The sequence below is a fragment of the Flavobacterium sp. 1 genome, from assembly GCF_002797935.1.
Lineage (GTDB): Bacteria > Bacteroidota > Bacteroidia > Flavobacteriales > Flavobacteriaceae > Flavobacterium.
Map to the genome: position 1 here is coordinate 2,837,037 of NZ_PGER01000001.1, position 16,970 is coordinate 2,854,006.

The following is a 16,970-nucleotide window of genomic DNA, read 5'->3' on the forward strand; positions in this document are numbered from 1 at the left end:
TTTGGATAGTACGATTTTTGATTTTTAGTACTTATGGGTAACAATAAGTATTATGATAAAAAGAATTAAACATAGTTTAGAATATCTTATAGAAAAAAGCTTTCAGAAAAAAACATCTGAAAAAGAAGAAAAGTTATTGAATGATTTTGCTTTGTCAGAATATCAAAATTCCAAATGGGATGACCTTGCAATGGGAAGTAGTGAGCAAGCTTCCGTTAATATATTTGAAGGTATTCAACTTAGAATCGATAAAAAGAATACGTTTCATTTGTATCTAAAATATGTTGCTGCAGCCAGTATTGTTTTTTTAATTGGTTTGGGATTTTTATACAAGCCATCAACTTCTACCAAAAAACAATTGGTATTTACTAGTTCATCTTTACCCAAATCAATTCAATTAAGTGATGGTTCCAAAGTTTATTTGGCAGCCAATTCAAGATTAGACTATCCTGCTCAATTTGATGAAGAGGAAAGAAAAGTCTCTTTGCGAAAAGGGAACGCTTTTTTTGAGATTGCTAAAGACAAAAAACATCCTTTTATCATTAGTTCTGGTGGTATTAAAACAAAAGTTGTGGGAACATCATTCCATATTCAATTATCCAAATCAAAATGCGAAGTTATTGTGGTTACAGGAAGAGTGAATGTTACTGCAAAAGGGCAAAGTGTAGATTTAGTGCCTAATGAAATGGCTTCGTTTATGGCACAAAAGCTAACAAAACAACTAGCCGATGCATCTCTTTTAGTCAATTGGTATGCCAATGATGTAACTTTAAATCAAGCTACTCTTCAACAAGTGATTACCGTTTTGCAATACAAATACGGAGTGAAATTTGAATATAGCGATGAGGCTGTATTAGCCACTCCTGTTACTGTATTTATAGAAAAGGGCGCTTCTTTAAAAAGCGTTCTGCAACAAATAAATTATATAAACAATCTAAAATTTAATGTTTATGGAGAAATAGTAAAAGTGAATTAGAAATCAAAAAAAAGCAGTTGCTGAGAACAACTGCGATTAAAAATTAAGCATCGTAAAAACAATTACTTAAATTATGTATTTTAAACTAACCTATCTATCTCTAAAGAGGATCTTCTTTTTATCGTTGGCATTACTGTCCTTTCAAAGTGGCCACAGTACAGTCATTTTTCTTAAAAATTCAAATGTAAAAAATAAAATAGAAAAAGCAACACTTGTTTCTATTTTTTCAAAGTTGAGCCATCAAACGGGCTACAAATTCAGTTATGGTGAAGCCATAATCGCTGATAATACCGTATATACTGTAAATTATGCAAACGAGTCTGTAACATTAATCTTAGAAGACCTTTCTAAAAAAGCAAATTTTAATTATAACATTAATGGCAAATTAGTTTTAATCAAAAAAGCTGTTGCTGTTGCTGCAAACAGAAAAGCAGTTGAAAAAAGCACAGTAAAAGGAAAAGTGGTTGATGAAAATGGTGTGCCTATTCCAGGTGTAACTGTTTTAGAAAGCAATACTTCAAACTTTGTGGTTACTGGTTATGATGGTGATTTTGAACTTTTAGTCACAGACAGTAAAACGATACAGCTGTCTTATATGGGCTATAAAACTAAAACAGTTACTATTCAAAACAGTTTTATGACTATTTCATTAGAACCCAACACTTCCGAATTAAGCGAAGTACTAGTAGTGGGTTATGGTAAACAATCTAAAAAAGATGTAACAGGAGCAGTAACACAATTAGAAGCTGCCAATTTTAGACAAGGAATTACGATTTCACCAGATGCTTTGCTGCAGGGAAAAGTGGCGGGAGTTAGAGTGGTAAGTACTAGTGGTGAACCAGGAGCTGGAGTGAATGTTACCATTCGTGGAGTTGGATCGATCAGAAGTGGAAGTACTCCTTTGTTTGTTGTTGACGGAGTTCCTTTGTCTAATGATGAAGTAAGTCCTGCGGGAAGTAATGTTGGTTTTGGGACTTCATCGGCTAAGAATCCTTTAAATTTTTTGAATGCAAGCGATATAGAATCGATAACAGTTTTAAAAGACGCTTCTGCTGCAGCGATATATGGAGCGAGAGGTTCTAATGGAGTGGTACTTGTTACTACAAAAAAAGGATCAAAAGGAGATGCAACACTTACTCTTGATACTTATATGGGGATTTCAACTGTGGCGAATAAGCTTGATGTCTTAAATGCAGATCAATATCGAAAAGCAATAACAGACCCTGCTTTTGACCATGGCAGTACTACCGATTGGCAAGATGTGATTTATAGAACAGCAATTACAAAAAATAATGCTTTGTCATTTTCTAAACAAACCGCATCAGGAAATTATTATGCTTCATTGGCACAAATGGATCAGGAAGGGGTTATTAATAACAGTAATTTTAAACGTCTTTCTGGTAGAATCAATGCTGCCGAATCATTTCTGGACAACAAACGTTTGAGAGTAAAAATGAATCTTACAGCCAGTGAAACTAAAGATGATGGTGTACCTACCAGCGATGACGGAGGATCCAATGGACAATTAATTGTACATACTTTAATGGCTAACCCGACTAGATCTGTTTTCGATAAAAATGGAGATTATACCAATTTTAATATGAATGCGCATTATAATCCAGCTTATTTATTGAGCATTTATGAGGATCAGACACGCACGCTACGAGTTTTAGGAAATGTAGAAACTTCTTTCCGAATTGTTAACGGATTGGAATACAAATTCAATTTAGGGATTGATCGTTCGACATCTGAGAGAAACACAACTATTTACCCCAATTTAACCGATTTGAACCCAAAGGGGAAATATGTTCAAAGTAATCTTGATACCAAAAACACTTTGGTAGATCAATACTTAACTTATAATTTGTTATTAGACAAGCATAAAATAGAAGTTTTAGGAGGCTTCTCCTATCAAAAATTTGAAAATTCAGGTACTACTTTCAGCGTTGATGGCATAGCCGTCAAAGGTACCGGAGTTAAACCTGAATACAATCCTGGTTTCGCAGGAACACAATCAGGAGTTTCTGGTTATGCTCAAGAAAATGAATTGCAATCATATTTTGGAAGAGTAAATTATACTTTAGAGGATAAGTATCTTTTAACAGCTTCGATGAGAGCAGACGGTTCGACTCGTTTTGGAGAGAATAATAAGTATGGTTACTTTCCTTCATTTGCTTTAGGATGGAATATCTCTAAAGAAAATTTCTTCAAAGATTCTTCGTCAATTGACAACTTAAAATTAAGAGCCAGTTGGGGAGAAACGGGAAATCAAGAGGTGGAAAATAAAATTACACAAGCTAGTTATTCTTTATCTGGAGCTGACGGCTATTATTTATACAGTGATTTAAACTTGGTAAATGGAATTTCAGTAAACAGAACTCCAAATCCCGATTTAAAATGGGAAGTGGTAACGCAGTATAATCTAGGATTGGACTTTAATTTATGGAAAGACAAGTTTTATGGTACATTCGATTACTTTAATAAAACTACTACTGATGCAATTCTGAATATTCCTTCACAAGCATTAAGTCCAACTACTACTATTTGGACAAATATTGATGGTAAAATTGTCAATAAAGGTTTTGAGATTATGTTGGGCTCAAAAATAATTGATTCTAAAGATTTTACTTGGAACGTAGATTTAAACGGTGCCACTTTGGATAATGAAATTCAAGACTTGCCAGTTTCAGAAATCTTGACAGGAACCATTTCTGGCCCTGGTCAATCAGGTGTATATGCCAATATTTACAAAAGCGGTTATGCTGCTGGTTCTTTCTATCTTTTAGACCATATTGGTTTTGATTCAAAAGGCGCTAATATCTTCAGAGATACTAATGGTGATGGTAAAATTGATAATAGTGACCGAATAATTATTGAGGGCGCATTACCAACGTTTTATTATGGTTTTAATAGTGATATGAAATACAGAAATTTCAGTTTTTCATTTTCAATAATTGGACAATCAGGAGGTTATTTGCTGAATAATACTGGATTAAATGCTTTGAATATTAATAATCTGGCTTCTGATCGAAATGTTGCTACAGATTATTACGAATCTGGTGCAAACCCTGCAAATTCGCCGATTTTGTCTACTCTTTTTTTAGAGAAATCGGATTTTATTCGATTAAATACAGCTCGTATAGGATATAATTTTGATCTAAAACAAATCACTTGGTTAAATGGTTTGACGCTTTATGTCACAGGTCAAAATTTGATTACCATTACGAAATATTCTGGATATGATCCATTAATTAATAGTCCTAAATCAAGCGGTGGAAATCAATCATTAGGAATTGATTATGCTAGTTATCCAACTTCCAGAACGTTCAGTTTTGGAGTAACTTTAAAATTATAAATTATGAAAACAAACACAATTTTCAATATAAAAACAGTGGCACTATTCTCTTTTATTTTACTGTTTAGCAACTGCACTAATTTGGACGAAGTGGTTTTAGACGAGGTGCTTGGGGATAATGCTTCTAATCCGGCTGGAGCATTAGCAGCAGCTTATGATCGATTAGGGGACAGGACCTTTGTAGATCATGGATGTATTTTTTCTTTGCAGGAATATACCACAGACGTTGCAATTTTACCAACTCGCGGAAGTGATTGGGGAGATGGTGGAAAATGGAGAGCAATGCATGAATTTACTTGGGCACCAGACAATGCTATCATTACAGATAACTGGAATTTATTAACGAATGGAATAACCCGTTCTTTAACAGCCATTCAATCAGTTCAGGAGAGTTCTATTCCTGAGAAAAAATTGTTTTTAGCCGAAGCCAAAGGACTTTTAGCCTATTATACTTATACTACTTTGGATTTATTTGGACAAGCACCATATAGAGATCCAAGTAATCCAAATGGCCCATTGCAAATTCTAAAATCCGAAACAGAAATCGATAATTTGATTATCCAAGTTGAAGCTTTATTGCCAGATTTGGCTGATTTGGGTCAGCAATCAACTCATCATGGTCGATTTACAAAACAAGCGGCTTATGGTTTATTGAGTGCAATGTATTTAAATCGTGCGGTGTATAAAGATCGTTACAATGCTGCATCCAGTTTTAATTTTAATGAGACAGCCGTAAGCGGAACAGGAACGGATATGGATAAAGTTATTTATTATACTTCTTTGTTAATCGATTCTGGGAAATTTAAATTAGAGAGCAATTACTTTAAAAATTTCTCTATTGATAATACTAACGGATCTGAGCTGATTTTTGCCATTGTGCAAAAGATTGATTATGTTCGAAACGGGTCTAATAGTTTTGCTTATGTTAGTATGGAGCGTAACCAAAGAACCTCGGCAGCCAACAGAGGAACAAATGCAGCCTGTACAACACCCGAATTTTACGCTAGTTGGAACGGAAATCATGATGACCCTAGATTTCAAAGAAATTATCAGTATTCAGATGGCACATGGTTTATGAATGATGGTACTACACCAAGTGTTCCTGCTACCGACATTGTACCTAAAAGTGCAGGATTACCTTGGTTTCATTTTAATATGGGGTTAGTAGTAGGACCGCAATATGGGCCTAAGCTATTGTCAACAGGAGGATTTGAAATGACGGCTGATAATCGTATTAAAGTTTCTCCTTTATATATGGAAAAAAGTTCAACTACCCGAATGGATTTTACTCCTGAGTTGATTTTTAATAACCCATCGCAAGCTATTTTTTCTCAAAATCAAATCAATCAAGGGGTTAGAGTATTTAAATTTGAATTTGATCCAGAAGAAGGAAATGGTTCCAGTAATGTAGATATCCCATTATATCGTTTGGGAGGAATTTATACGATGAGAGCCGAAGCCTATTTTAGAAAAGGATCAATTGCTTCAGCACTTGCCGACATCAATATGTTACGTACTAGTAGAACTAGGGAATCTCTGTTTGGAAATGCTCCAGGAAAGGCACTCATAGCTTTAGATAAAGAATCGCTTTATAAAGAATTAGGATTCGAAATGTACTGGGAAATGTACAGACGACCACAAATGATTCGTTTTGGAAAATTTGATTTGCCTTATACTGCAAAACCGGCTTCAGAGCCATTCAGAAGAGTTTTCCCTATTCCGCAAGCAACTATTGATGTTACTAAGGAATTCAAACAGAATCAAGGGTACAATTAGTTTTTTGTTAGTTTTTTGTAAAAAGCCTGCTCTAAAAAAGAGCAGGCTTTTTTATGGTCTGAATAATTTGTGCTTTTATGATTTTTCTAAAGCACTTAGCAACGCTGAGATAAATAATAGCATAAACATTGTTTACTTTTTTGCTAAAAAACTTTTTTTATCTGAAATATAAAATTTATAATTCAGATAAAAGCTTTAAATCTTGCAATAAAAGGTTCTGTTTTTACCCCATGAGGTCCATATAAAATCTTATGAACGATTGATGAGTTTTTTGTTTTTAGGTGCAAGTTTTGCTGGGGTTAAATCTAGTAAATCGAATTTTCACTGTGAATTATTGGAATTTGTTTTTGTATTGTTCTGCGACAGTAATTCGCTGTTTGTTGATGATAACTTGGTTTCGTTCTATTTCTTCAATCTTGTCTAAAGCCACAATAAAGGAACGGTGAATTCTCATGAATTTGAATTCTGGTAATTCTTCTTCCAATGATTTTAAACTCATTAAAGTTAGTAAGGTTTTGGGCTGATTCGCGAGCCTGATTTTTATGTAATCTTTCAATACTTCAAAATATAACGCTTATTGGGAAAATTGGCTACTATTATCGACTGCAGGTTTAGCTAATGGTTTCATTTTAGGAGATGAATTTTGCTAAAGACTATAAGTCTAAAATACTTACCATCTTTTCCAGAACCCAAAAGGCGCAACATGATTATAAAAAAGTACTAAAGTCTTTAAAAATAAAGGTTCAGGGCTTTAATTGTCTCACATCAAAGGTGTATGTTGTGTTTGCAAACATAAAGATATGATTATCGACAAAGTTACAACATCTTCAAAAAACCTAATTCCTTTTGGACGATTAAAGTTAATTTACAAGGCACTATTCAAGAAAGAGTTGCCTAAATTCATTGACCAACAGCTAGGTTGTCGTAATATTCGAGCCGAAAATTCGTATTCAGACATTGTTTTGTCATTATTAGGAAACGCACTCTACCAAGGTAGTTATATAGCTGATTTAAAATAGTTAGAGAAAAAATTCAACAATTAATATTTTAAGAATATTCTTTCTGCCGATACTGTTGAATATGCTTGTCAAGAATTGAAGTTACCTAATGCAATTAAACATCTAACTCAGGAATCGAGCATCCAATAAGCTTCAACGACAGCTTGAACAACTAATGTAAATCATCAGATTATATACATGATTTTATCCGATGCTTAATTTTTAACTTTTAAGGTTTTTTAAAAATATCAAAACAGGTATCAAGTGTTCGATTGTAGTCCCTGAAAGCCCACATAATGACAAATAACGCCACTGCCCTCCAGTCGCGTTATTTTTTTATAAGCTTTTTCCCTAGACAACTATTTGTCTGTTATCCCGTTTTAGAAAAAGTAAATTGTAATTTATGCGAATCAAGGGTTGAAAATCAATTGCCAAGGCGACAAAATAAGAAAGAAATAACTTTCAAATAATTTGTTTTAAAGTCTGGAAATCAGTATATTTAAGGTGTATTCAACGCTCTTTTAAACATATGATTAACCAGACAAAAGCCCTAAAATTAGTACATATTTATTTAACAATCTGTGATAGATTTAAAAAAGATTTAAAATATACTTGTGAACGATTCAGCAACAACGATAAGCCGGATTTAACAGATGAAGAAATTATGACCATTTATTTATTTGCAATTGAGGAAGAACAACGATTTACTGTAAAACAAATTCACAAATTTGCCGGGACACTATCCTAAAAAGTGTGTAAGTTAAAAACTATAGGGGTTTGACTTTTTAATTAAAGTTGAACCCTTTTTTCAAATATAGTTAAGAACTGGTTGAGGATTAATCCCCAGTTTTGGATTGGCATTGACCATTTTTTGGTTGCTTCTCTCAAAGCCAAATATACAGATTTTAAAACAGCTTCATCTGTTGGGAATGATAATTTGTTTTTGGTATATTTTCTGATTTTGCCATTGAGATTTTCGATTAAATTTGTGGTGTAAATTATTTTTCTGATTTCTACAGGAAAGTCAAAAAATACGGTAAGTTCCTCCCAATTTTCTTTCCAGGATTTAATCGCATAGGGATATTTATGATTCCATTTTTTAGAAAAATCTTCCAAGGATGCTTTGGCCGCTTCTTTAGTTGGAGCGTTGTAAATAAGCTTCATATCTGCTGAAAAATCTTTTTTATCCTTCCAAACCACATAACGTGCCGAGTTCCTGATTTGGTGTACTACACAGATTTGGGTTTGTGATTCTGGGAATACATTTTTGATGGTTTGCGTAAAACCATTTAGGTTGTCAGTAGCAGTAATTAGTATATCTTGAACACCTCTAGCTTTTAAATCGGTTAGAACTCCAAGCCAAAAACTAGCACTTTCATTTTTTCCTAGCCACATTCCCAGTACTTCTTTCTTACCTTCTCGGTTCAGACCAACGGCTAAATAGATGGTTTTGTTGATTATTTTTGAGTTTTCACGAACTTTAAAAACAATGCCGTCCATCCAAACTATTAAATAAACAGATTCTAAAGGCCTATTTTGCCAAGCAATAATATCACTCGAAACAGTATCGGTAATTCTGGAGATGGTACTGGTAGAAACCTCAAAGTTATAGACTTCTCTAATTTGTTCTTCAATGTCACTATTGCTCATTCCTTTGGCATAGAGAGAGATAATTACGTTCTCTAAACCATCAAGCATACTTTGCCTTTTGGGAACAATTAGTGGGTTAAATGAAGCGTCTCGATCTCTTGGAACTTGAATCTCGGATTCTCCAAATGAGGTTTTTATTTTCTTGTTAGAGAAACCATTACGAGCATTGGGTTTAGTAGTTTTCTCGTGCTTTTCATACCCTAAATGAGCATCTAATTCGCCTTCGAGCATTTTCTCTATTCCTCGTTTTTGTAGTTGGGCTAAAAAGCCATAAAGGTCTTCGCCTGTTTTGAATTGCTTCAAAAATTCATCGGATAATAAATCTTCCTTTTTCATAAAATGTGTAAATATTAAAATTAAGTAAAAAAAGTATGAGCGTTTGCACAAACCCTCATACTTTTTTTACTTACACACTTTATGGGATACTACCTTTTATGACAAAAAGAAGTGGGAAGTTTGGCAATTTTTTAGGTTGTACAAACTACCCTAAATGCACAAACACAGTAAATTTATAAGCACAATGCCCGAATCCAATCGCGGATATGTCTCTATGTACGATAGTGCGGAATGCCCCTCTGGCTGGCTGCTTATTTATAGAAACTAAATGAAGCGTTTGCAACGCGGTTCTCAGGAAGTAATCTTTATTCTTTACCCGAAGCGTTTGCAGCTCGGTTCTCATCCCACTGCTCTCTACCCTTCACTCTTCACTCTTTACTCTTCACTCTTCACTCTTTACTCTTCACTCTTCACTCTTCACTCTTCACTCTTCACTCTTTACTCTTTACAGTTTTTTTCTCACAACTTGTGACCTCCCTTGTGAAAATAAACCAAACAATCCCAACATTTTTGCATCACAATAACTTAAGAAAAACCTTAAAAAAAAACTAAAAATGAACTACATCAAACACCTCACAGGCTTCTTCGACCGTATAATCCAAGACCCAAACCTCAACCCTACCCATATCAGTCTATACATGGCACTATTCCAGTTTTGGAATGTCAGCCGTTTTAAAAACCCAATAAGCATCACCCGGGATGAAGTAATGCATATCAGCAAAATTTGTTCAAAGGCAACCTATCACAAATGCATGAGAGAATTAAATGAAAAAAAATATATAAAATACATGCCATCATTCAATCCGTTTAAGGGTAGTATGGTAATACTTATCAGTCTCTCAGAAGATCCAAAACCGATTCAAAAAAGAGCAGTTAACAGCAAAAAAAATGAACAGGCTCTGAACAGGCAGAAAACTAGTAGTGAAACAAGTACTGAACAAGCATTGGTATCTTCTATAAACAATATAAACAAAACAAACATTGAAAACGATATAAACTTGGGAGAGCCATCCCCGCATTTCCAAATGCATGTAGCTTTTTCCAATTATGAAAAAGACAAAATACAAAAATGCATACCAGCATTTGATGAAATCAAAAAACATTTCCAAGAAAATAATTTCCCGGAGCTGGAAGCGCAAAAATTTTTCAACTATTTCTCCAGCAATGGATGGCTCGTTGGTGGCAAAACCCCCATGATCGATTGGAAATCGGCCGTGCAAAATTGGATGCTGAACGCAGACAAGTTCAACATTGGCAAACCCAAAACCAACAGAGCAAAACACCTCAACACCCCCAAAGATAAAAACTATTCAGAACCACTGTAACTAACCCCAAGCATTCTCAAAATCCCTTTCCGCCTAAAGGGGATTCAAGGGTGTGAAAAACTACGCTAATTTTTTTAATCCGTAACCATGAAATATTTTCTTTACTCTTGGCGGCCATTGCGTTCAACCTTTGCTCACTTTGCGGTTAAACCCTAAATTATGAAAACAAAATCACAATACAACTACGATGAAATGATTACCTGGATTGAGCTAAAAGGCATTGAATGTTACAGAAACCCTTTTAAAATGCATAAAACAGATCATCCCATCATTCTTAAACTAATCGCATACTTTCTAAAAGACATTTGATATTAAGAGGACAGCCAGTGGCTGTCAGATATAAAAGCTAATTTATTTATGAATACAACATTAAATTATATAGAAGTAATAGCTTGGATTGAGCGAAAAGGGATTGATCTATATGGCAAAAGATTTAAAATCATCGAAAGTGACCATCAAATTATTTATAAATTGATTGCTTACTTTCTAAAAGACGAACAAAAGTGCTTAGAATATCACATCGACCTCAACAAAGGAATTATGCTGTCAGGTCCAGTTGGTTGTGGCAAAACATCGCTGATGAATCTAATGAAACACCTCACCCCTTCTGCTAACAAATTCACTGTAAAACCCTGCCGGGACATCAGTTTCGAATTCATCAAAGAGGGTTATGAAATAATCCACAAATACAGTAAAATAGCTCCCAAAACAATCTGTTTTGACGATTTGGGAACAGAAAACAACCTCAAATACTACGGCAACGAATGCAACGTCATGGCCGAAATCCTATTATCGCGTTACGACCTGTTCATCACAAGAAAACTCCAAACCCACATCACCACCAACCTGTCCGCCTCAGAAATCGAAGAAGCCTACGGCAACCGAGTACGCTCCCGATTGCGCTCCACCCTAAACCTCATCGCTTTCCACAAAGAAACCAAAGACAAACGATAGCATCTCCACACAATATTTGCCCGTATCGAATCAATCTCCAAAGTTCAAGAAAAATCAACACCTGTAATAAACTCATGAAAACGTCTTTCGTCGCCCTTATATTTTTACGCCTAAAATCACGATAAGGATTTGCGCGCTGGCCGTAGAGAGTGACCCCGGAGTCGAGTGTGAAACACGAGCGGCTGGGGTCGCGATAAGGAAAATCCGTCCGATGATTTTCTTCTATAAAAATATTCAGGCTTGATTTTTTTGTTACTTTTTTCATCAAAATAAATCGAAGATTCAGCGAACACCAATTATAATAAAAATTAAGTGAGCTAAAAAAGTAAAATGCCCTTGATAAATAAAAACAAAAAAAGCCCATTCCTTTTACGGTATGGGCTTCCTCTAATCAAAACGTTGAATCATCAGCTCAAACAACTACTTCTTGTGCTTCTTAACGACAAATTTAAGTATCATCGACAATACAAAACTGACTATCGCTCCAATCGCTGCCAATAAAACAGTTCTTAAAACATCCTCCGAATGTAAATTCGGTAATACACTCAAAAAAGTGCCGCCGGCAGTACCAATTAATATAGGATTACTGGACGGCATTTAAATCATCGTTTTGGCTTGTAAGTTGGCAGACTGCAGTCAATACACCGCCTGCCACAGCCATATACCCGCCAATTGAGCTAACTGTTAAGGGCAAAGCAATTGGCACAGCCACAATAGTTCCTCCAATAGTGGCTAATGTCAATCCGATATTTCGAAGCACTTTAAAAAATTTCGGCACGGGAGCTTTCGCTCTTTTTATTACATTCATAATTAGATTTTTTAAGATTTAACAATTAATAAAACCTTTTCCTTTCGCTCCAGACTTTTATAAACTAAACTTTTCAATTTAATAAAAGCTTGTCGCGATTCAAGCCCCAGACTGGAACCTGAAAGCTTCATTACGGGAGCAATACAGCCCTTCAATTCTTTTTGGGCATTATTGGCAGGATGAAACAAAATAGCATTTCTGTTCTCCACGTCAACTACTTCAATATGCCAGCGAAACTTCTTGCTGTATCGCTTTCTTAAGACATATTCCCCTTCCGGAATACAGGAAACCTGTTTGGTATTATTGAGCCGCGGCAATTCAATGGTATAACAGACAAATCTGCCCTCCCATTCTAGTTTTCCGTTAGTTCCGTCAGGGAAGTAAGTTCTGGATAATACTAAGACCATCCTACAATCCGCTTACTTGAACCAAGGCCAAAGGATTGTATGCTCCATTCTTTAATGGATACATTTTACCGTTCACACCCTGATAGAACTCTGCACCCAAAGTGGATAATGTATTAAAAGTAGTAGTGTGATTGCAGCAAACATCAGGGTATGTATTTATCCAAAAGATGTACAGCGTATTACCGGTAAAACATACAGACAGGCAAGGTTGTATTTAAACAAAATTAAAGACAGCTTGAATAAAGAACCGCATCAGTTAATTTCGATAGAGGAATTTTGTTCGTATTCAGGTCTTCAGTTAGAGCATGTTTTACGCTGTATAATTGGATAGGAATCTAAGGATTTAAAAGTCTGTCACTCATCTGTAATAAAACGATACTAGTTCAATAAGTAGTTCAAGAACTAATAAAACTGCTAATAGATACAGCCTTACAGCCATACATACCTCCTAATAAGATTTAATAACCTGAGTTCGATTAATAATTTCGTAAAACATCAATAGAAATGGGCTAAAGCCCATTTCTAAAATGAGTTTTTGGTTGGCTTTAGCCGAAAATATATAACATTAGTGGATATAAAATAGTTCAAAGATGCGAAGTTGTTTTTTCAAGACAACGATAAAAATCATTGCATAGCCTTCGCTGCGGAATTATTTTTCAAGGAAGACTCGAGCTTAGCGGACAGGCGAAGCAATTGGAGAAAAAGAACAAGTAGATCGGACTATTTTATAGATGCTAATGGTATAACTTATGAACTAATACCTTTGTCTTTCGTTTTTAAAAATGGGAGTAAGTTCTTGGTTTTGAAGAAGGCATCGAAGATTACATTTGACCAATTAAAAAATAATAAAGACAAATGAAATTTATTCACTGAACTCCGCTAAAAAATATAAAAATGGTGAAGTAATTTAGATGTAGTAGATTTCTAATGCGGAATCTGGGTTAAAAGCAAATGAAAAACGAACCCAAATGAAAAATACTTAGGTTATTTGCAGTCTAATCGCTGTGATATTTAGTATCCGTTCTAAATCTTAAAAAAAGTTAGACATTTGTTGTGGAGAGTTCAGTAAAAGTTCTTTAAAATATTATAAAAGCCAAACTGACAATCTTGAAAACAGACTGCAAAAAAATAATTCAAAATTAAGTTTATCAACTAAAAATGGTAAAGCTTGAGATTGAATCTATAAGATTGAAGTTTCAACTCGGTCGGAAGCAATGATTTTAGAACAAAAAAAGAGAAGCCAAAAGATCCTCTCTCTGCTAAATAATTCATAGCATTCCAAATTAATCGTAAACTATGTTTGCGTTTTCTATTACCTAAATTTAAAGTTTTTGTATAAATTGCCAATGGGTTTCTATTAAATCGGTTGGATACATCTTTTTATTGTTTAGTCACTACAAAAAGAATCTTTTCAATCGGTTTCTTTTACCCATATTTTTTATTATTTTACATTTTTAACAGACTCTAATAACTTTTGAAAAACAATATAATGGTACTACAATTACGGCAAAAGTTATACTTTTTAGCATAGTTGACTCTTTTATTTTGTTAGCTGCTTTAGGGCTGTTTCTGTAATACCATTCAGTAAACTTTTGTCCCCAAAGTCTTTTTAATAGCCAACTGTCTCTAAAATAGCGAAGTTCAAGTACAATCGGATGGTTGTAATTCCCCATTGTTGCAGTAGCTATAAAACAACCAGAAGTTGATTTTGGATTGGTTACTTCATTATTAGGTAAAATTTTATCTAATTCAGATTTCGAAAATTGGAATAATTCTCTCAATAATATACTCTCAGAATAATTACCGTCTAATTTATAAAAGTGTTCGCCTGTATATTTAGAAACAGTATTTGTATAATTAACACTTCTATAACCTTTTTCACAAGTTATTGCAGTTGGTTTCATTCTTACAACAAAATCCATAACCTTAAAGTATTGAAATAATTTTTCTGAATAGCAACTCCATACTTTTATTTCGATACTGTTTTTTTTAAAATTATGAAAATGAAGTGTACCAACAGCTATTTGTAAAGCATTGAATTCACGCTCAATTTCATTTTGAATGAACTTTGCGCCTTCCACTATTTTATCAAAAATGATTGTTGAGATTTCATTTGCAATATTAGTTAATTCGTCTTCTTTATATGTTGAAAGTTTTAATACTGCCTTTATTGACATCATAACTTCTTTGTCTAACATCCTATCAAATTTTGATAAATATAAGGCACAATAACCTTTTCTTAACCAATTATTATGATTTTCTATATTCTGTTCTAACAGACAATTATAATAATCATATGCTAATTCGTAATTCTCTGATTCAAATGCAGAATCTGCCAAAATTTGGAGGTTTTCATTTTTTTGTTCTAACATGTTTTTTAATTTTTCATCAACATATTTTTTTTTAATAGGTGATAACAAACAACTTAAACTAATTTCGAAAATGCATCTTAACTTTTTGTTTGCATATCCATTTACAGCAATCCTATTTTTTTAGCTTTACTAACCAGATCCTTATCACTGCCTTTACCTTCTAAAAGTTGATCTTTTATGTTAGCTTTCCTTTTTTCTATAGCACTCATAGAAAGAGGAATGTAGTTTGGGAGATTAGTAGTTTTAACTCCCTGAGAAATTAAGATTAATATCTCATTATCATAAATATCCCAATTTATATTTTTTTTAAATAATTCTCTTTGGGATTCTATAATTGTTGTACTTTGGTATATATTTCCATCGATAATTTTTTTGCAAATAAATGGGAATGATTCAGAGGTTATATCATTTTTAGAAAAGAATCCTTCAGGTTTAATTTTTTTTATGATTCTATCTACGGTTAAGGGTTCACTATACATTGTAATAATTATTATTTTACAATCTGTAAACTTTTCTCTAATGAGTAAAGCCAAATCTACACCATCATTAATATTAAACTCTTTATAGGAAGGAAGACTAATATCTAATAAAGCTAAATTAATGTTTACTTGCCGCTTTAGATTTAAAAATATTTTGTTGTAGGCATCTTCACAATTATGGCTTTTAATAAAATTCAGTTTGTTTTCTTGAAAATCAGTTTTTGATAATAGATTAATATAGCCGTCTACAATTATTGGAAGATCGTCTATAATCAGAACTTCATAATTCATACTTTAGTAGGTTTACTGTTAATAAATTAAAAATCCCAGACTAAGTAGTACAATTTATATAAAGTAATATTTAGCAGGAATTATCAGTGGGGATAAATTGAGAAAAAATGGGGCTAATTCGCAATCAATCAAATAACCATTAGTTATCAAAATGAAATGATAATTTAAATCCAGTTTAAATTTGTAATCTATTTCATAAAACTTCACGGCAACAAATAAACAAGGGCACTATAAATGAAACGTATAATTTTTACATATATATATTTTAAAAAAATCTTAGAGACATTGTTCTTCCGTATTCATCAAACAATTCGTATCTCAAAAAAATCTCATGAGAACCAGAATTGTAGTTCGATAATCTTGTTGCATCTAAGTCATAACTATAACCTATAAACCAAGAAGGACTTGCTTGAAAACCTACCATAGCACTAGTGGCCGCACTCCATCTGTAAGCCACACCAGCTACAAATTTTTCATTTATAAGAAAGTTTCCTGATAAATCAACTTGCAATGGTGCACCTTGAACATATTTTGCAAGTACGGACGGCTTAAACTTTACGTCCGTACTCAAATCAAATACATGACCCGCTATTAGATACAAATTGATATTCTCTTTTGCCACATGACTATTGCCAATAGTACCTGCATACCTATCGAAATGTTTTGTCTCTAACAAGTTTGGAACGGACAAACCTAGGTATGTGTCCTCAGAATGCAAATAGAATCCTACTCCTATGTTTGGAGAAAACTTATTATCTATATTGGCATCGAAACTATAATCATTTTTGTCATACTTATTTAATTTATCAAAATCAATATTGAGTAAGTTCCCTGAAGCTTTTAATCCAAAAGATAATTTATATATTTCCGAAGTATTAATCGTGTACGAGAGATCAACAGCTATATTACTTTCATCTGATGGTCCTATTTTATCATTGATAACAGACAAGCCAAATCCCATTGCTGATAAAGCTGTTGTCTCATGTGGACAAACATTACAATCATTTAATGGACCATTTGGTGTATTGATAGAAAAAGTATTGGTAACAGGCGCTCCTTCTAATCCTACCCATTGCGTTCTATGCAAAGCAAAAACACTCATTGATTGTCTTGACCCTGCATATGCAGGGTTTATATTGACTGTGTTATACATGTATTGAGTAAACTGAGAGTCCTGCTGAGAATAACCAGCACCCGCCACTAGTATAAAAATTATGCATAATGTCTTTTTTATCATATCTTT

The 16,970-nt window shown here is 33.6% G+C and carries 17 protein-coding genes and 1 pseudogene; 10 read left to right on the plus strand and 8 right to left on the minus strand.

The window, feature by feature from the left end; genetic code table 11:
• Positions 1–52: 52 nt before the first annotated feature.
• The 3 genes from CLU83_RS11430 (at position 53) to CLU83_RS11440 (ending at position 6,107) form a co-directional block, all read left to right on the plus strand.
• Positions 53–976: a FecR family protein gene (locus CLU83_RS11430; protein ID WP_100431733.1), complete on the plus strand. Its 924-nt coding sequence runs from the start codon at positions 53–55 to the stop codon at positions 974–976.
• A 73-nt stretch (positions 977–1,049) separates the two neighbouring features.
• Complete coding sequence (locus CLU83_RS11435) at positions 1,050–4,331, plus strand: TonB-dependent receptor (RefSeq protein ID WP_100431734.1); 3,282 nt, start codon at positions 1,050–1,052, stop codon at positions 4,329–4,331.
• Between the two features lie 3 nt (positions 4,332–4,334).
• Positions 4,335–6,107 carry a RagB/SusD family nutrient uptake outer membrane protein gene (locus CLU83_RS11440; protein WP_100431735.1) on the plus strand — a complete coding sequence of 591 codons (1,773 nt, stop codon included), beginning with the start codon at positions 4,335–4,337 and terminating at the stop codon, positions 6,105–6,107.
• A gap of 331 nt (positions 6,108–6,438) precedes the next feature.
• Here CLU83_RS11440 and CLU83_RS11445 read toward each other — a convergent pair.
• Positions 6,439–6,678 (minus strand): annotated as a pseudogene (locus tag CLU83_RS11445) (LytR/AlgR family response regulator transcription factor); the annotation flags it as partial.
• Positions 6,679–6,907: 229 nt separating this feature from the next.
• Between CLU83_RS11445 and CLU83_RS11450 the strand changes: the two are divergent.
• Positions 6,908–7,126: a hypothetical protein gene (locus tag CLU83_RS11450; RefSeq protein ID WP_100431737.1), complete on the plus strand. Its 219-nt coding sequence runs from the start codon at positions 6,908–6,910 to the stop codon at positions 7,124–7,126.
• A 508-nt stretch (positions 7,127–7,634) separates the two neighbouring features.
• Complete coding sequence (locus CLU83_RS11455) at positions 7,635–7,853, plus strand: hypothetical protein (RefSeq protein WP_100431738.1); 219 nt, start codon at positions 7,635–7,637, stop codon at positions 7,851–7,853.
• A gap of 41 nt (positions 7,854–7,894) precedes the next feature.
• Here the strand turns inward: CLU83_RS11455 and CLU83_RS11460 are convergent, their stop codons facing one another.
• Complete coding sequence (locus CLU83_RS11460; protein WP_100431739.1) at positions 7,895–9,091, minus strand: IS256 family transposase; 1,197 nt, start codon at positions 9,089–9,091, stop codon at positions 7,895–7,897.
• Between the two features lie 98 nt (positions 9,092–9,189).
• Here CLU83_RS11460 and CLU83_RS22850 point away from each other — a divergent pair, with 98 nt between their 5' ends.
• The 4 genes from CLU83_RS22850 to CLU83_RS11475 all read left to right on the plus strand — a co-directional run bounded on the left by CLU83_RS22850 (position 9,190) and on the right by CLU83_RS11475 (position 11,370).
• Entirely contained in the window at positions 9,190–9,270 is an 81-nt protein-coding gene (locus tag CLU83_RS22850; RefSeq protein WP_369828805.1) for a topoisomerase DNA-binding C4 zinc finger domain-containing protein, read from the plus strand.
• 375 nt (positions 9,271–9,645) lie between these two features.
• On the plus strand, positions 9,646–10,416 hold the full coding sequence (locus tag CLU83_RS11470; protein ID WP_100431741.1) for a transcriptional regulator: 771 nt from the start codon (positions 9,646–9,648) through the stop codon (positions 10,414–10,416).
• Between the two features lie 159 nt (positions 10,417–10,575).
• Positions 10,576–10,725 carry a hypothetical protein gene (locus tag CLU83_RS22105; protein ID WP_157801981.1) on the plus strand — a complete coding sequence of 50 codons (150 nt, stop codon included), beginning with the start codon at positions 10,576–10,578 and terminating at the stop codon, positions 10,723–10,725.
• 48 nt (positions 10,726–10,773) lie between these two features.
• The gene (locus CLU83_RS11475; RefSeq protein WP_100430376.1) at positions 10,774–11,370 is read left to right on the plus strand and encodes an ATPase; all 597 of its coding nucleotides are present in this window, start codon (positions 10,774–10,776) and stop codon (positions 11,368–11,370) included.
• Between the two features lie 420 nt (positions 11,371–11,790).
• Here CLU83_RS11475 and CLU83_RS11480 read toward each other — a convergent pair whose 3' ends face one another.
• The 3 genes from CLU83_RS11480 to CLU83_RS11490 are packed head-to-tail and all read right to left on the minus strand — an operon-like array spanning position 11,791 to position 12,585.
• Positions 11,791–11,967 (minus strand): hypothetical protein, encoded by a 177-nt coding sequence (locus CLU83_RS11480; protein WP_198512286.1) that lies wholly within the window; start codon positions 11,965–11,967, stop codon positions 11,791–11,793.
• On the minus strand, positions 11,954–12,178 hold the full coding sequence (locus CLU83_RS11485; protein ID WP_100431742.1) for a hypothetical protein: 225 nt from the start codon (positions 12,176–12,178) through the stop codon (positions 11,954–11,956). Before CLU83_RS11485 ends, CLU83_RS11480 begins: the two co-directional genes overlap by 14 nt.
• 11 nt (positions 12,179–12,189) lie before the next feature.
• Positions 12,190–12,585, minus strand: coding sequence for a DUF5675 family protein (locus CLU83_RS11490; RefSeq protein ID WP_100431743.1), 396 nt, complete (start codon positions 12,583–12,585; stop codon positions 12,190–12,192).
• Between the two features lie 127 nt (positions 12,586–12,712).
• Between CLU83_RS11490 and CLU83_RS11495 the strand changes: the two genes are divergently transcribed.
• Entirely contained in the window at positions 12,713–12,916 is a 204-nt protein-coding gene (locus CLU83_RS11495) for a hypothetical protein (protein WP_100431744.1), read from the plus strand.
• Positions 12,917–14,039: 1,123 nt separating this feature from the next.
• On the opposite strand, the gene CLU83_RS11505 is transcribed toward CLU83_RS11495, so the two are convergent.
• The 3 genes from CLU83_RS11505 to CLU83_RS11515 form a co-directional block, all read right to left on the minus strand.
• Entirely contained in the window at positions 14,040–14,957 is a 918-nt protein-coding gene (locus CLU83_RS11505) for a CFI-box-CTERM domain-containing protein (protein ID WP_157802078.1), read from the minus strand.
• A 101-nt stretch (positions 14,958–15,058) separates the two neighbouring features.
• Positions 15,059–15,727, minus strand: a complete 669-nt coding sequence (locus CLU83_RS11510; protein ID WP_100431747.1) for a response regulator — start codon at positions 15,725–15,727, stop codon at positions 15,059–15,061.
• Positions 15,728–15,992: 265 nt separating this feature from the next.
• Positions 15,993–16,964 (minus strand): type IX secretion system membrane protein PorP/SprF, encoded by a 972-nt coding sequence (locus CLU83_RS11515; RefSeq protein ID WP_100431748.1) that lies wholly within the window; start codon positions 16,962–16,964, stop codon positions 15,993–15,995.
• Between the last annotated feature and the right edge of the window lie 6 nt (positions 16,965–16,970).

Coding starts and splice junctions, on each gene's coding strand:
- CLU83_RS11515 (WP_100431748.1), bottom strand. CDS start 16,964: ATGATAAAAAAGACATTATGCATAATTTTTATACTAGTGGCGGGTGCT.
- CLU83_RS11485 (WP_100431742.1), bottom strand. CDS start 12,178: ATGAATGTAATAAAAAGAGCGAAAGCTCCCGTGCCGAAATTTTTTAAA.
- CLU83_RS11475 (WP_100430376.1), top strand. CDS start 10,774: ATGAATACAACATTAAATTATATAGAAGTAATAGCTTGGATTGAGCGA.
- CLU83_RS11440 (WP_100431735.1), top strand. CDS start 4,335: ATGAAAACAAACACAATTTTCAATATAAAAACAGTGGCACTATTCTCT.
- CLU83_RS22105 (WP_157801981.1), top strand. CDS start 10,576: ATGAAAACAAAATCACAATACAACTACGATGAAATGATTACCTGGATT.
- CLU83_RS11450 (WP_100431737.1), top strand. CDS start 6,908: ATGATTATCGACAAAGTTACAACATCTTCAAAAAACCTAATTCCTTTT.
- CLU83_RS11455 (WP_100431738.1), top strand. CDS start 7,635: ATGATTAACCAGACAAAAGCCCTAAAATTAGTACATATTTATTTAACA.
- CLU83_RS11460 (WP_100431739.1), bottom strand. CDS start 9,091: ATGAAAAAGGAAGATTTATTATCCGATGAATTTTTGAAGCAATTCAAA.
- CLU83_RS11505 (WP_157802078.1), bottom strand. CDS start 14,957: ATGTTAGAACAAAAAAATGAAAACCTCCAAATTTTGGCAGATTCTGCA.
- CLU83_RS22850 (WP_369828805.1), top strand. CDS start 9,190: ATGACAAAAAGAAGTGGGAAGTTTGGCAATTTTTTAGGTTGTACAAAC.
- CLU83_RS11430 (WP_100431733.1), top strand. CDS start 53: ATGATAAAAAGAATTAAACATAGTTTAGAATATCTTATAGAAAAAAGC.
- CLU83_RS11490 (WP_100431743.1), bottom strand. CDS start 12,585: ATGGTCTTAGTATTATCCAGAACTTACTTCCCTGACGGAACTAACGGA.
- CLU83_RS11510 (WP_100431747.1), bottom strand. CDS start 15,727: ATGAATTATGAAGTTCTGATTATAGACGATCTTCCAATAATTGTAGAC.
- CLU83_RS11435 (WP_100431734.1), top strand. CDS start 1,050: ATGTATTTTAAACTAACCTATCTATCTCTAAAGAGGATCTTCTTTTTA.
- CLU83_RS11480 (WP_198512286.1), bottom strand. CDS start 11,967: ATGCCGTCCAGTAATCCTATATTAATTGGTACTGCCGGCGGCACTTTT.
- CLU83_RS11470 (WP_100431741.1), top strand. CDS start 9,646: ATGAACTACATCAAACACCTCACAGGCTTCTTCGACCGTATAATCCAA.